Annotated in this window: 13 protein-coding genes; 4 read left to right on the plus strand and 9 right to left on the minus strand. The window is 64.4% G+C overall.

What is annotated here, in order from left to right:
* Positions 1 to 168 precede the first annotated feature (168 nt).
* Positions 169 to 1,380 (plus strand): hypothetical protein, encoded by a 1,212-nt coding sequence (locus tag C7G41_RS01040; protein WP_199198064.1) that lies wholly within the window; start codon positions 169 to 171, stop codon positions 1,378 to 1,380.
* 166 nt (positions 1,381 to 1,546) lie between these two features.
* Here the strand turns inward: C7G41_RS01040 and C7G41_RS01045 are convergent, their stop codons facing one another.
* Together C7G41_RS01045 and C7G41_RS01050 are read right to left on the minus strand one after the other, a co-directional pair.
* Positions 1,547 to 1,945, minus strand: a complete 399-nt coding sequence (locus tag C7G41_RS01045; RefSeq protein ID WP_106940844.1) for an META domain-containing protein — start codon at positions 1,943 to 1,945, stop codon at positions 1,547 to 1,549.
* Positions 1,946 to 2,082: 137 nt separating this feature from the next.
* Complete coding sequence (locus tag C7G41_RS01050) at positions 2,083 to 3,747, minus strand: L-lactate permease (protein ID WP_106940845.1); 1,665 nt, start codon at positions 3,745 to 3,747, stop codon at positions 2,083 to 2,085.
* Positions 3,748 to 4,058: 311 nt separating this feature from the next.
* Here C7G41_RS01050 and C7G41_RS01055 point away from each other — a divergent pair, with 311 nt between their 5' ends.
* Positions 4,059 to 5,822: an ABC transporter ATP-binding protein/permease gene (locus tag C7G41_RS01055; protein WP_106940846.1), complete on the plus strand. Its 1,764-nt coding sequence runs from the start codon at positions 4,059 to 4,061 to the stop codon at positions 5,820 to 5,822.
* Positions 5,823 to 6,065: 243 nt separating this feature from the next.
* On the opposite strand, the gene C7G41_RS01060 is transcribed toward C7G41_RS01055, so the two are convergent.
* The 5 genes from C7G41_RS01060 to C7G41_RS01080 form a co-directional block, all read right to left on the minus strand.
* Positions 6,066 to 7,070, minus strand: a complete 1,005-nt coding sequence (locus C7G41_RS01060) for a TorF family putative porin (RefSeq protein ID WP_199198065.1) — start codon at positions 7,068 to 7,070, stop codon at positions 6,066 to 6,068.
* 402 nt (positions 7,071 to 7,472) lie between these two features.
* Complete coding sequence (locus C7G41_RS38165; protein WP_106940848.1) at positions 7,473 to 7,832, minus strand: histone; 360 nt, start codon at positions 7,830 to 7,832, stop codon at positions 7,473 to 7,475.
* 99 nt (positions 7,833 to 7,931) lie between these two features.
* A complete protein-coding gene (gene glcF / locus C7G41_RS01070; protein WP_106940849.1) occupies positions 7,932 to 9,254 on the minus strand; it encodes a glycolate oxidase subunit GlcF in 1,323 nt (440 codons plus the stop codon).
* Positions 9,251 to 10,489 (minus strand): FAD-binding protein, encoded by a 1,239-nt coding sequence (locus C7G41_RS01075; RefSeq protein WP_106940850.1) that lies wholly within the window; start codon positions 10,487 to 10,489, stop codon positions 9,251 to 9,253. Before C7G41_RS01075 ends, glcF begins: the two co-directional genes overlap by 4 nt.
* Before the next feature lie 63 nt (positions 10,490 to 10,552).
* Positions 10,553 to 12,046, minus strand: coding sequence for an FAD-linked oxidase C-terminal domain-containing protein (locus C7G41_RS01080; protein WP_085350117.1), 1,494 nt, complete (start codon positions 12,044 to 12,046; stop codon positions 10,553 to 10,555).
* A gap of 273 nt (positions 12,047 to 12,319) precedes the next feature.
* On the opposite strand from C7G41_RS01080, the gene cycA reads away from it, so the two are divergent.
* Positions 12,320 to 12,715, plus strand: a complete 396-nt coding sequence (cycA, locus tag C7G41_RS01085; protein WP_106940851.1) for a cytochrome c-550 CycA — start codon at positions 12,320 to 12,322, stop codon at positions 12,713 to 12,715.
* Between the two features lie 118 nt (positions 12,716 to 12,833).
* Here cycA and C7G41_RS01090 read toward each other — a convergent pair whose 3' ends face one another.
* Positions 12,834 to 13,790: an alpha/beta fold hydrolase gene (locus tag C7G41_RS01090; protein ID WP_199198067.1), complete on the minus strand. Its 957-nt coding sequence runs from the start codon at positions 13,788 to 13,790 to the stop codon at positions 12,834 to 12,836.
* Between the two features lie 326 nt (positions 13,791 to 14,116).
* Between C7G41_RS01090 and C7G41_RS01095 the strand changes: the two genes are divergently transcribed.
* Positions 14,117 to 14,299, plus strand: coding sequence for a hypothetical protein (locus C7G41_RS01095; protein WP_106940853.1), 183 nt, complete (start codon positions 14,117 to 14,119; stop codon positions 14,297 to 14,299).
* An 11-nt stretch (positions 14,300 to 14,310) separates the two neighbouring features.
* Here C7G41_RS01095 and C7G41_RS01100 read toward each other — a convergent pair whose 3' ends face one another.
* Complete coding sequence (locus C7G41_RS01100) at positions 14,311 to 14,571, minus strand: hypothetical protein (protein ID WP_106940854.1); 261 nt, start codon at positions 14,569 to 14,571, stop codon at positions 14,311 to 14,313.
* Between the last annotated feature and the right edge of the window lie 17 nt (positions 14,572 to 14,588).

Raw genomic sequence — 14,588 nt, forward strand, 5'->3', positions numbered from 1 at the left:
CTCCGGGCGGCCTTCTTTTTGCCGATCATGGCCCGTGCTTTCCAATTCAACCGGCGGCCAAAACCCACTACGGTGACGCCCGATTCGAATTGTTTGGGCATGATCTCATCGGAAAACCGCTTCAACACTTTTCCGGATCATGCCCCATTGCCTCTGGGGATTTCGTCGATGCGCGCGCTTGTGTTTTGCTCCACGGCCGTTCTGGCGGCTCTGCTTGCAGTTTCGCCTGAGGTCGCCTCCGCCCAGATGAAGCTGGCGCCGAAGGCCACGGCGCCCGGCGGCGTCGAGACGCGCTACTTCACCTCGATCGACGGGCTGATGGACGGCAATGCCGACGTGATCCTGAAGGAGACACGCCAGGGCAAGACCGTCACCGCAGCCGTGCTCGACGTCTGTTATCCCGTCGCGAAGAATTCCGACCGCAAGGACCGCTTCGTCGTCAATCTCCAGGTCGCGGGCCAGAACCTGACCGGTACGACGCAGAGCCTCGGCGCGAAGACGCCGGTCGCCGTCAAGCTGCTGCGCAAACAGGCCGGAGACACGTTCGAATTCCGCGGCCAGATCAGCATTGGCCAGGCCGTGACCGAGGTCACCTCGCCCGACAATTCCGATCTCAGCGAGAAGGAATTCCTCGACAACCAGACCTCCGACGACGGCATCACGCCGCAGCCGAAGGATTTCACCGATGTCTCGCCGGAAGCGATCGCGGTCAAGGTCAAGCTGGATGCCGCGACCGAGTTCCTGAAGAGCCTGAAGGGCCAGGGCGTCGAGGTGACGCTGGCGAGCCTCACCGTCGGCTGCGACGCGCTGCGCGCGGGCGAGCAGACCATCAACATGTCGGTCGATCCGGAGCGCGCCGGCGCGCTGCTGGCAAAATTCAAGGCGACGCCCGGCGTCACCGCTGCGGGCTGGACTGCGGGCATGACCGAGATGGACCGCACCATTCGCATTCCCGCCGCCGACTGGCGCGACGGCGACAAGATCAACCGCGACAAGCTCGCGACCGCGGTGGCTGGCGTGCTGAGCAGGACGCTCGCGGCGAAGCCGGTTTCGCAAGGCTTCAACCCCGCGACCGGCAAGCTCAAGCTGGTGTTCAAGCGGCCGAACCAGGATTTTCCCGCACTCGAGCTCACCGACACGATCGAGGTCGCGGGCCTTGTCTCGCCCGACAAGCCCGGCACGACCGACAAGCTCATGCTCTGGGTCGGGAGTCCCGCGACCACGACCACCGACGAGAGCAGCGGCGCCAAGCTCAATCTCTCGGACGAAGCGACCGCCGACGAGGAAGGCGATCAGCCCGACGACAACGGTTCGGTCGAGGCGCTTGCCAAGGAGCTGAAAGGCCAGCGCTGGGACGCCGACAAGTCGGTGTGGAAGTGATGTAGCCCGCACATCAACTCTCGGTCATCGCCCTGCTTGACCGGCGATCCAGTACTCCGAGACGGTTTTGATGAATCGAGAAGCCGCGGCGTACTGGATTCCCCGCCTGAGCCTGTCATCGGGCTCGCCGAAGGCGAGACCCGGTGGCGGGGAATGACAGCAATGGCTAGTTCCCGTTGACGCGGAAGCGCAGCGGCTTGGAGCCGACGAGCGTCAGCACGTCGCCCTGGCGCTTCCAGGTCTCGACGCTGCCCAGCGCTGCAACGAGATCGTCGTCGGCCTGGGCCCTTGCCGGCGGGCAGGAGCGGTCCTGGATCTGGCCGGGGACGAAGATCACGGTGTTGCCGGCGACCGAGAACTGGCCCTTGCCGCCCTTGCACCAGAGCTCCAGCACGACCTCGCCATTGTCGCCGATCTCGATGTTCGGAATCCGCTTCGAGCCCGGCTGCGGCAGCGCCTCCAGCGTTATCTCGGTGCCGAACGGAAAACCGTCCTCCGCACGCGCGAGCGTGGACATCGCGAGCATTGCAACCGCCGCACACACCGTCTGCCTGAACGAAACCATGAGACCTCTCGACCGACCTGATTTGCGGCACCTTCTATAAGACGGCGGCGCCGTTGAGAAGGTTCGCGCATGCGCGACGCAAAAATCCCCGCAAGGGCCAACCTCGCGGGGATTTGCGTTGAGGCCTGCGTGGCCTGCTACTTCAGCACCATCGCCGTGAACGGATAGACATAGGCCTGCAGCGTCACGAGCACACCGACGAGACAGGCCAGCACGATCGAGTGCCAGAACACGAAGCGCAGGATGGTGCCCTCGTGGCCGTACCAGTTGGTGGCTGTGGAAGCGACCACGATGGATTGCGCATCGATCATCTTGCCCATCACGCCGCCGGACGAGTTCGCCGCACCCATCAGGATCGGTGACAGGCCGAGCTGCTCGGAGGTGATTTTCTGCAGGTTTCCGAACAGCACGTTGGAGGCGGTGTCCGATCCCGTCAGCGCCACGCCCAACCAGCCGAGCAGCGTGCCGAAGAAGGGATAGAGCACGCCGGTTGCAGCGAAGGCGAGGCCGAGCGTCGCGTCGACGCCGGACAGCCGCGTCAGCGTGCCGATGGCGAGCATCGCCGAGATCGTGATCAGCGAGATCGCGCACAGGCGGATGGTGCGGCCGTACTGGATCACGAGCTTGCCGGGCCCGACACCCATCAGGAAGCCGGAGATGATCGCGGCAATCAGCATGCCGGTGCCGGTGAACGAGAGATAGGTGAAGCCGAACACCGCGCTCTCTTTCGTCGGCCCTGGCGCGACCGGCGGCATCTTGTTGATCATCTGATGCAGCTCGGGAACGGGGTAGTTCCAGGTGAAGATCGAGTTCGCCCAGGTCTTGAATCCACCATTGCCCCAGATCAGCATCACGATACAGACGATGATCCACGGCAGCAGCGCGCTGAACAGCTCGCTTTGCGTCAGCGGCGTCTTGTCCATCGGTTTTGCCGCGGCCATGGTGGCGGCCGATTCATCGCGGCCGCGCAGCGCCGGCGACAGCCAGAGCTGCCTGGGCTGCCAGACCTTCAGGAACAGGATCAGCGCGCCCATCGAGATCAGCGATGCGCCGATGTCGACGATCCAGGGATTGACGTAGTTCGAGATCACGAATTGCGGGACTGCAAACGACACGCCGGTGACCAGGATCGCCGGCCAGACGTCCTTCATGCCCTTCCAGCCCGCGAACGCCCACACCACCCAGAACGGCACGATCAGCGAGAAGAACGGCAATTGCCGGCCGACCATCGCGCCGAGGATGTACGGATCGAGTCCGGTGACCGAGGCAAGGCCCTGGATTGGCGTGCCCAGCGCGCCATAGGCGACCGGCGCGGTGTTGGCGATCAGCGACAGGCCGCTTGCCGCAAGCGGCGAGAAGCCGAGGCCGATCAGGACGGCGCCCGTGATCGCGACCGGCGTGCCGAAGCCCGAAGCGCCTTCGAAGAAGGCGCCGAACGAGAACGCGATCAGCAGCAATTGCAGCCGCCGGTCCTCGGTGACGCCGCCGACCGCGCGCTTGAGCAACTCGAAGCGTCCGGTGGTCACCGTCACCTGGTAGAGGAAGATGACGTTGAGAACGATCCAGCCGATCGGGAAAAACCCGGTGACGATGCCCAGCACCGAGGCGCGGATCGACATGTTCGCCGGCATGGTGAAGACGAAGATCGTGATCAAATTGGCCACGATCACGGCGATGACCGCCGCGATATGAGCCTGGACGCGACCGCTCGCGATCAGGACCAGCAGTGTGACGACAGGGATTGCCGCCGCGATCGTCGACAGCACAGGGCTGTGCAACGGGTCATAGACTTGATTCCACATGATCTTCCTCCCCCACGCATGTGTGTTGCAGGCGGCCCGCGTGGACAGCCGATCCTGCTTGACGCTGAAGCGATAACCCCCGAGCCGGACGCGAATTCCTCGCGAATGCAGCGGTTCCCATCCGCTCACAAGCTCGCGAAATCCCGAAGGCCCCCACCCCGCGCCGTTGAGCCCATGCTAGGGTTGCAAGCTGCGACAAGCCAACGCAAATTGCAGGCCTGCGACTTTAGTCTAAGCGCGCCCATTGCCGCCGTCGCTCCAAGTCTTTGGCGCCGGGCAGTTATGCACATCCCCTCAGGAGACCCAGCTCTGTGAACAACATCAGCGCCACGCTCGCGATCGTCTGGCGAATCGCCGCCCCGTATTTCCGTTCGGAGGACAAATGGGCCGGCCGCGGCCTGCTCGCCGCTGTCATCGCGATGGAGCTGGCGCTGGTCGCGATCGACGTCCTGGTCAATCAATGGCAGAACCGGTTCTACAGCTCGCTGCAGGCAAGTGACTGGGATAGTTTCGTCAGAGAGATCTGGATCTTCATCGGCCTCGCCTCCGCCTTCATCGCGCTGGCCGTCTACAAGCTGTACCTGAATCAGTGGCTCCAGATCCGCTGGCGGCAATGGCTGACCCGGCATTATCTGGGCGAATGGCTGCAAGGCGCCACCCATTACCGCATGCAGCTCAAGGGCGATGCGGCCGACAACCCGGACCAGCGCATCACCGAGGACGTCAAGAATTTCGTCGAGCAGACCCTGACGATCGGGCTTGGCCTGCTCTCCTCGATCGTGACGCTGTTCTCCTTCGTGATCATCCTCTGGGGCCTCTCCAACGCCGCTCCGCTGCACCTGTTCGGCGCCGATCTCATGATCCCCGGCTATCTGTGCTGGGGCGCGCTGGTCTACGCGATCTTCGGCACGGCGCTGACGCACTGGATCGGCGCCCCGCTGGTCAATCTCAATTTCGAGCAGCAGCGCTATGAAGCCGACTTCCGCTTCAACCTCGTCCGCGTCCGCGAGAATTCCGAGCAGATCGCGCTGCTCAAGGGCGAAGGCGCCGAGCGCGGCCGCCTGCTGGATCGCTTCGGTTTCGTGATCGGCAATTGGTACGCCATCATGAGCCGTACCAAGCGCCTCACCGCGTTCACCGCGAGCTATCAGCAGGCCGCCGTGATCTTTCCCTACGTGCTGGTGGCGCCGGCCTTCTTCGCCAAGAAGATCCAGCTTGGCGACATGATGCAGACCGCCTCCGCCTTCTCGAGCGTACAGGGCGCATTGTCGTTCTTCGTCACGGCGTACCGGTCGCTGGCGGAATGGCGCTCGATCGTCGCGCGTCTCGACGGTTTCGAGATGTCGGTCGATGCGGCCGCGAACCTGCCGCCGCACGAGCCTGCGATTGCGCTCAAGACCGCCGGCGGCAATCGCGATATCTCCCTCGAACAGCTCTGCGTGAACCTGCCGAGCGGCACGCCGCTGGTCGCAGCCGACGCCTTCTCCGTCCAGACGCCGGAGCGCGTGCTGGTGACCGGACCGTCGGGCTCCGGCAAGTCGACGCTATTCCGGGCCATCGCCGGCATCTGGCCGTTCGGCACCGGCAGCATCTTCATCCCGGAAAAGGCGAAGCTGATGATGCTGCCCCAGCGTCCCTATTTCCCGGTCGGCGTGCTGCGCGACGCGGTGGTCTATCCGGCCGCGCCGGGCGCGTTCGAAAGCTCCCGTGTCAGGGACGCGCTGATCGCGGTCGGGCTGCCCGACCTCGCCGAGCGTCTTGAAGAAGAGGGTCATTGGAACCGGATGCTGTCGCTGGGCGAGCAGCAGCGCCTCGGGCTCGCCCGCGCGTTGCTGCACGCGCCGGACTATCTGTTCCTGGACGAGGCCACCGCCTCGCTGGACGAGCCGTCCGAGGCCCGTCTGTACCGGCTGCTGACGGAGAAGCTGCCACAGGCCACCATCGTCTCGATCGGCCACCGCTCGACGCTGGAAGCCTTCCATACCCGCAAGGTGACGATGGTGAAGCACGGCGCAATCCACGTCCTCGGTGACGGTGGTGTGCCGGTCGAAAAGGAGCCGAGCGCGGCACGCTGAGACGGCTCGACCAACCCTGAGGCTATCGCCCTTCGTTGCGGCCATCCGTCGAGACGCCCGCCTTTGGCGGGCCCTCAGGATGAGGTCTGTCCACGCGGTGAGATGTGTGCCCCTCATGTTGAGGAGCCCGCCGGAGGCGGGCGTCTCAAACCATGCAGGTCGCCGGCCTGCGCCCGACAGTCCCAATGCAAAAGGGCGGCAGGTTTGCCCTGCCGCCCTCATCAAGTCGCTTCGGGAAGAAGCTTACTTCAGGTTGCTCATCGCCGTCAGGTCGAACGACAGCTTGGCAATGCCGGCCGCGCCGCACCAGTTGGAGCCAGCGCCGCCCGGATTGATCGCGGTGACGTTGGTGGTGCCGGTGGCGTTGAAGGCGCTGGTGAAGGCGTTGCAATCACCCTTGTTCAGGTCGGTGTCGGAGTAACGCAGGTCCAGCGTGAACACCTTGTAGGTGAAGCCGATACCGATGTTCCAGGTGTTGTAGTCCTTGTAGGGGATACCGTTGGCGAAAACGGTGCCGACGCCGGTGCCGTAGAAGGCGTCCGAAGTACCGAACCACTGCCGGCCGAACTCACCCGAGACGTACATGCCCATACCGGAGGGACCGAAGGCCGTGCTGGGCGCCGTGTACTTGGCGGTCAACGAAGCGTAGTTGCCCCAGGCACCCGAGTTCAGGAAGTTCGGCGAGTAGTACTCGGTCGCGCCGACCGTGAAGCTGTCGTTGATGGTGTAGTTCACCTTGCCGTAGACTTCGACGAAGCTGACGTCCTTCTTCATGACGTTGCCGTCGGCGAGGAAAATCGTGGTCGTGCTGACGCCGCAGACGTTGCCGCCGGGAATGCCGCCGGTGAGCACGTTGTCGGCGCAGCTGCCGCCCGGATACAGGTAGCCCCAGACACCGATGTCGAAGGCGAAGGCGCCGAAAGTCGGGCGGATACCGCCGTAGATGTCGACTTCGGCAGCGGCGCGATTGGCGAAGGAGATGCTCTCCGCGGACACGCCGACGTAGAGCTGGAGGTCCTTGTTGACGTTGTAGCGCGGCTCGAAATAGGCCGCGACCGACGCCTTGTGGTTCGACTGCGTGACGCCGCGGAAGATGTAGTCGTTCATGATGGCGCCGCCGAAGGCGATATCCCAGGGATCGAACGCGACCACCGGAGCCTTCTTGGCCTTCACCGCCATGTCCGCCGCGAGGGCCGAACCCGTCGTCACCATTGCCAGCGCCGTTGCCAACAAAGCCACTTTTTTCATTTCGATCCCCATCACCAGTTCTAAGACCCCAGCCGGATCCCGGAAGCCCCCGGAACGCTCGACCTGATTGCAAATTTCGTAACTGCGGCAATTTGGATGGAGAGACGTAAACCGTGAAGCAAAAAACGCGGGCATCTGCCGACTTTTTGGGCGTTCTGGCGATTCCACGGAAGGTTGTCAGCCTGTGTGTCTTCTCGATCACATTATTTGCATTCCAAAGTGCACCGGCAGGCCCGGGTTAGTACGGATCCCGCGATCCGTGCTGCCCGCGCCACGAATCAGGCTGCTCCTGGACAAGACCGTCTCCCGCGTGCCGCCGCGCCGATGCAAAAAGGCCGCAGCATCACCGCTGCGGCCTTCCTGTTGTCGATCGTGGTCGTCGGATTGGGTCCAGCCTTTGACCTAACCTTGTCCTTCGGCCGGCGTCGTGTCCGCAGAAGACGAAGGCATCGCCCAGCTTGTCTCGGCGGCGGGCTCGGGAGCCGGAGCTGCCGGCGTTGACGGCTTCGGCGCGGGAGCTGCCTTCGCCTTCTTCGGCGCCGCTTTCTTCGCAGCCTTCTTGACGGCCTTCTTAGGGGCAGCCTTCTTGGCCGACTTCTTGGCGGCCCTCTTCGGCGCGGCCTTCTTCGCAGATTTCTTTGTGGCCTTCTTGGCAGACTTCTTCGCGGACTTCTTGGCTGCCTTCTTTGAGGTCTTCTTCGCCGCTACCGCCTTCTTGGCCTTTTTGGCCTTCTTGCTTTTTTTCTTCTTCGCTTTCGCCATCGTGGTCCTCCTGTTGCCGCCGAACAATGGTCGATCAGGCGTCTTCAGCCGTCACCTCCGGACGAAAGCTTAGCCCTCGAAAGCTCAGTCTTCGAAAGCTCAGTCTTGCGCGTTCAATGCCGGCCGCGACCCGCCCGTAGCCCAATCGAGAAGCTCAATCGTGTGTACGACCGGAACTGACGTGCCACTGGCAATCTGCACCATGCAGCCGATATTGCCTGCGGCAATCATGTCCGGCTTGACGCTCGCGATGTTGGCGACCTTGCGATCGCGCAACCGGCCCGCAAGCTCGGGCTGGAGAATGTTGTAGGTCCCCGCCGAACCGCAACACAAATGGCTCTCCGGCACATCTTTCACCACGAATCCATTATTGGAAAGCAATTCTTTCGGAAGGCTCGTGATTTTCTGCCCGTGCTGCAACGAACACGCGGAGTGATAGGCGACGACGATGTTGTCCTGTCGCGCGGTGGCCGTGAGTCCAAGGCCGGCGACGTATTCAGTGATGTCCTTGGCGAGCGCGGAGACCTTCGCCGCATCGGCGGCAAACGCAGCGTCCTCTCGCAGAAGATAGCCGTAGTCCTTGATCACGGTGCCGCAGCCAGACGCGGTCACCAGGATGGCGTCGAGCCCCTCGCCGGCCGCTTCCGCGCGCCACGCCGCGACATTGGCGCGAGCCCGCGCCAATGCGTCCTGGTCGTTGCCGAGGTGATGGGTCAGCGCGCCGCAGCACTGCTCGTCCCGGACCAGGACGACCTCGATGCCGTGGCGCGTGAGCAGACTGATGGCGGCCTGGTTGATGCGCGGCGCCAGCACCTGCTGGGCGCAGCCCTGGAGCAGCGCGACCCGGCCGCGCTTCTTGCCGAGTGCCGCGAACACACTGCCAGCGGCGGGCCCCGGCGGCGGCAGCCGGCTCGGCGCCAGCGCCAGCATCGCCTTGAGGCGCAGGATCAGGCCGGGCGTCGCCGATGGCCGGGGTGTTGGCAGGAACGCGGCCAGCGGGCGGGCCAGCCGCGCCAGCCGCATGCTGGCGCGGAAGCGCTGCGGGTCCGGCAGGACGAAGGCCAGCACCCGGCGCAGCAGCCGCTCGGCCAGCGGCCGCTCGTAACGCTGCTCGATCCTGACCCGGGCCTGATCGACCAGATGCATGTAATTCACCCCCGAGGGGCAGGTCGTCATGCAGGCCAGGCACGACAGGCAGCGGTCGACATGCTTGACCACTTCGGCCGTCGGCGTCTGGTCCTTCTCCAGCATCTCCTTGATCAGATAGATGCGGCCGCGCGGGCTATCGAGCTCGTCGCCAAGCAGCACATAGGTCGGACAGGTTGCGGTGCAGAAGCCGCAATGGACGCAGGCGCGCAGGATCTTGTCGGCTTCCGCGATGTCGGGATCGGCGAGCTGCGCGAGTGAGAATTCGGTCTTCATGCGGCAGCGCCCCGCGTCAGCCGGCCCCGGTTGAGGATGGTCTTCGGATCGAAACTGGCGCGGACCCGCTCGCTCAACGCGGCAAGGCCTGGGGCTTGCGGGTGGAATACATCGATCGTGCGCCTGATGTCCTCGGCCGCCCGGATCAGCATGGCGTGCCCGCCGGCCGCATTCGTACGTTCACGCACGGCCGGGCCATGCGCGTCCGGCTTCGGTGGCAACGCCGCCCAGATCAGTCCGCCGCCCCAATCGTAGATCACGTCGCCGCCGGTCTCGCGCGCCAGCACCGTCCCGAGCGCCGCGCCCGACGCCGGCGGACAGACGATCCGCCAGACCGGCCAGGCTCCCAGCGCGCCGTCAGCCGCGAACGGCAGGACGTCGCGGATCGTGGCCCACAGCGCCGCGGACGCGACGTCCTCGACCAGGGTCGCGGTTCCGAACGGGGCCAGCAATTCGCGCAGCGAGCCGGCACGGTGGGCGGCCGAGGCGGTAATGCCCTCGAGCCGCAGCACGGTCAGCGCCTCGCCCTGACCGGCGATATCGCCGAGACCTTCAATCCTGGTCCGGAAAGCCGATGTTGGCAGATGCGCGGCCCCGGAGACGTCGAAGGGCGAGCCGAGCGCCGCCGTCATCGCCTTGTTCGCGGCGGCATCGTCGAGCCCGCGCAGCAACAGCGTCCGCTCGGCCTCCGGCTTCGGCATCACCTTGAGCGTAACCTCGGTCATGACCGACAGCGTGCCCCAGGAACCGGCGAGAAGCTTGCAGAGATCATAGCCGGTGACGTTCTTCACCACCTTGCCGCCGGTCTTGAAGCTGTCGCCGAAACCGGAGACGGCATGCGCCCCGAGCAGATGGTCGCGCGCCCCGCCCGCCTTGATCCGGCGCGGACCGGCCAGGCCAGCCGCGATCATGCCGCCGATGGTGCCTGATACGGGCGTGCCGAGCAGCGGCGCGGTGTTCATCGGCTCGAAGGCGAATTGCTGGTTCTTGGCATCGATCAGCGACAGCACGTCGGCCAGCGGCGCACCGGCCTGGAGCGTGACAATGAGTTCGTTGGGCTCGTAGGCGGTGATGGCGTTCAGCGCGGAGACGTCGAGCACGGCGTTGGTCGCCATCGCATGTCCGATGCCGCGCTTGGAGCCATGGCCGATGATCTCGAGCGGCTGCTCGTTGGCAATCGCCGCGCGCACCACCTCTTCGACGTCTTTGGCGTCTCGTACCTTGAGCGTATCCACGCCTGTAGCGGGTAACGAAGTTTGCAGCGAAAATCAAATTTGGCGCGTTGCAGCGAGGCGACGCTAGAAGCGCGGGATGTCAGGAAACGCCAGCTTGCCGGCATGGACGTGCATGCGGCCGAGCTCGGCGCAGCGGTGCAGGGTCGGAAACACCTTTCCTGGATTGAGCAGGCCCTGCGCATCGAAGGCGCATTTCAGGCGCTGCTGCTGGTTGAGGTCGATCTCGGAAAACATCTCCGGCATCAGATCGCGCTTCTCGATGCCGACGCCGTGCTCGCCGGTAAGCACGCCGCCGAACTCGACGCAGGCGCGCAGGATGTCGGCGCCGAAGGCTTCGGCGCGCTCGATCTCGCCGGGCTTGTTGGCGTCATAGAGGATCAGCGGATGCAGGTTGCCGTCGCCGGCATGGAACACGTTGGCGCAACCAAGCTGGTATTTTTCCGAGAGCTCGCGGATGCGCGCCAGCGCCTTCGGCAGCGCACCGCGTGGGATGGTGCCGTCCATGCAGAGATAGTCGGGCGAGATGCGGCCGACGGCGGGGAACGCGGCTTTCCGGCCGGCCCAGAACAGATTGCGCTCGGCCTCCGAGGTCGAGATCTGGCAGGTGGTCGAGCCGCAAGCGTTCGCAATCGTCTCGACCCGCGTGATCAGCTCGTCGACCTCGATCTTGGGACCGTCGAGCTCGATGATGAGGAGCGCCTCGACGTCGAGCGGATAGCCGGCATGGACGAAGGCCTCCGCGGCGTGGATCGCGGGCTTGTCCATCATCTCCATCCCGCCGGGAATGATGCCGGCGCCGATGATGCGCGCCACGCATTCGCCGGCCGCCTCGACTTGCGCGAATCCGACCATCAGCGCGCGCGCCGTCTCCGGCTTTTGCAGGATGCGCACCGTGATCTCGGTGATGACGCCGAGCAGGCCTTCCGAGCCGGTGATGACGCCCATCAGGTCGTAGCCGGAGTTCTCCGCCGATTTGCCGCCGATGCGCAGGATCTCGCCGCTCATCAGCACGATCTCGCAACCGAGCACGTTGTTGGTCGTCATGCCGTATTTCAGGCAGTGCACGCCGCCGGAATTCTCCGCGACATTGCCGCCGATCGAGCAGGCGATCTGCGAGGACGGATCCGGCGCGTAGTAGAACCCGGCATGGGCGACGGCCTGGCTGATGGCGAGGTTGGTGACGCCGGGTTCGGTGACGACGGCGCGGTTGTCGAAATCGATCTCGCGGATGCGCTTGAACTTGCCGAGGCCCAGGAGCACGCCATCTTCCAGCGGCAGCGCGCCGCCGGACAGCGAGGTGCCGGAGCCGCGCGGCACCACCTTGATGCCCTGCCCTGCACAATATTTCAGGACGAGCGAAACCTGCTCGGTCGTGTCGGGCAGCACCACGACCATCGGCGGCTGCCGATAGGCCGTCAATCCGTCGGATTCATAGGCCCGCATCTCCGCGGCGCTATCGATCACACCTTCGCCCGGCACGATTGCGCGCAATGCAGCCACGATCTCGGCGCGGCGCGCGAGCACGGCCTGGTCGCTCGCGGGCATCATTATGGCCATAACATTTCCTTCATGGCAGATCCTTCCGGCCGAGGCCGCATGATCGATTTGTCGCGGTAAATCAACCACGTCCGCGGTGGTTTGGGTAGGCCGTCCGAAAGTCGGATCGACGATCTTGCGCGAGTTCGCTCTGGGACAAGTAGGAAATCGTGAAACCTGTCATGGTTTGGCGGCTTGTCCAAGCCGAGCAGGCCTGCCAAAACCGGCAGGTCCGACCATTGCCGATCAGGCATGCAACTGACCAGCCCCCAGGGAAGAGACGAAGAGCACCCGATGACAAAACTGATTTTTGGCGCATTGACCATCCTCACCGCGATTGCCACCGCACCCGCCGCGATGGCGCAGGATGCCGCGGCCGGCAAGTCTTCGTTCAACAAATGCCTGGCCTGTCACGCGATCGGCGAAGGCGCCAAGAACAAGGTCGGCCCTGAGCTCAACGGCCTCGACGGCCGCAAGTCCGGCACCGCGCCGGACTACAATTACTCCGACGCCAACAAGAATTCCGGCATCACCTGGAACGAGGCCGTGTTCAAGGAATACATCAAGGACCCGAAGGCCAAGATCCCCGGCACCAAGATGGCGTTCGCCGGCATCAAGAACGAGACCGAGATCAACAATCTCTGGGCCTATGTCTCGCAGTTCGACAAGGACGGGAAGGTCAAGCAGTAAGCGCGCGACGGGCGGCCGCTGGAGCTTCGGTTCTGATTGAACCAGCACCGAAGCTCCAGCTTCTTGTTTTAACGCGTTTTCTTCGCGCCAACCGGTATCCACTTCGCTCGAAAACGCTCTAATCGGCGGCCGCCTGCGCCGGGACGATTTTTCCGATCATCGTCTCGATCTCGGTCTTCACAAGTTCGGGCACCGCGTTCTGCACCATGTGGCCGAGATCAGGCAGCACGATCAGCTTGGCATTCTGCACGGTCGCGGCGAACGGGCGCGCGTGAATGTCGGTCTTCACCGTCTTGTCGGGTTCGCCGGCGATGATCGTGACCGGCGCCGATATCTCGCCGTAGCGCGCGACCTGCGCGGCGACCGCTTCCTTCAGCGTCACCAGATCATAGGCATTGGCGATGAACTCGCGCGGGCGCAGCAGCAGCGGCGTCGCGGAGTCCTGCACAAAACCATCCGGCATCATTTGCGGCAGGAAGACGTTGCGCGCGCCGGGCTCGCTCAGGAAATAGCCCAGCGGCAGGGTTATGGTGTAGGCGAGCAGCGGGCCGATCACGGGCGTTGCGATGATCTCGTTGTAACGGCCGACGCCGCCGCGCCAAGGATGGGTGACGGGCGCGAGCATCACAAGGCCCGCGACGCGGCCGGGATGATCGAGCGCCAGCCGCGCGCCGAGCGCGCCGCTCCAGGAATGCACAACGAACACCGCGCGATCGATCCCGAGCTTGCCGAGCGCCTCATCGATCATCCGCGCCTGGACCTCCGGCGTCGAATCCTGCCGCCGCGCCCGCGTGCTCCAGCCGTGACCGGGACGGTCGATCAGGATGACGCGATGATTCCTGGCGAGTAGATCGCCGAGCGGCCGCCGCATCGCCTCGAGGTTGGAGCTCGCGCCGTGCAGCATCACGACCGGCAGGCCCGAATCGCGCGGCCCGATATCGACCAGGTGAAGCACGGCGCCATCGACCTCGATCATCCGCCCCTGAGGCGGAAAGGCGCGTTGCACGGCGAGGACGCCGGCCTGCGTGACCAGCGCCAGCACAACCAGCGCGGTCACGACTGACATCACGATCATGGATGGAATCCGGGCGATCCAGGGCACAGGGCAGTTACGTGGCTTGCGAGCGGCAGTTTCGCCCGGGGAGACCGCGCGCTCCACTTGAAATGCCGGGGCTGTGGATATGTGCATAATTCAAGCGGAAGAAAAGACAATGAAATCAATGGCATTCCTCGCGGCAAACTAGTTCGAGACAGCTTCATGCAGTCGTCATCGCGGCTTCCTTATAATCGCCACGGTCGGTTCCGCCATTTAGACGCGGGTGGGCGCCGATCGTGCTCGCAACCCTCGGGGATGCGGGAAAGACCGGCAGGATTTGTCCTGATTTGAACCGGAGAATTTCGATGAGCCTGAGATCCAAAGACACTGCGATCGACGAGATCGTGGCAAGCTGCCACGGCGACCTGCGCGGTGCCGTGCGCGCGCTGCTGCTGATCAACGAGCACCTCGAGACGGAGCTTGCAAAGGCCTACGCCGCGGCGATCGATCGCGGCCTCGCCGAGCGCGAAGGCAGCGTTTTGCACTAGGTGCTGTCGACCTAGTTCGTGCTGTCCTCGTCCTTTTGCTCGTCAGGCGTGGGTGCGGGACAGGCGCGGATGGTCGAACGGGCAAGCTTGGCGTCAGCCTTCGATTTGTAGGGACCGTCACCGAACCAGATGTCGCCGATGATCACGGGATTGCTGGTCACGATGTTGCATTTTCCGGTGGCGCGGTTGCCGACCACCCAGAACAGTCCGTCGGCGAGGCTCACCGTGACCGACGCCAGCAGCAATATACCTGCAAAGATCAAACGCTTCATGGCTGTGCTCCTTCCAT

The sequence above is a fragment of the Bradyrhizobium sp. MOS002 genome (assembly GCF_003020115.1).
Classification (GTDB): Bacteria; Pseudomonadota; Alphaproteobacteria; order Rhizobiales; family Xanthobacteraceae; genus Bradyrhizobium.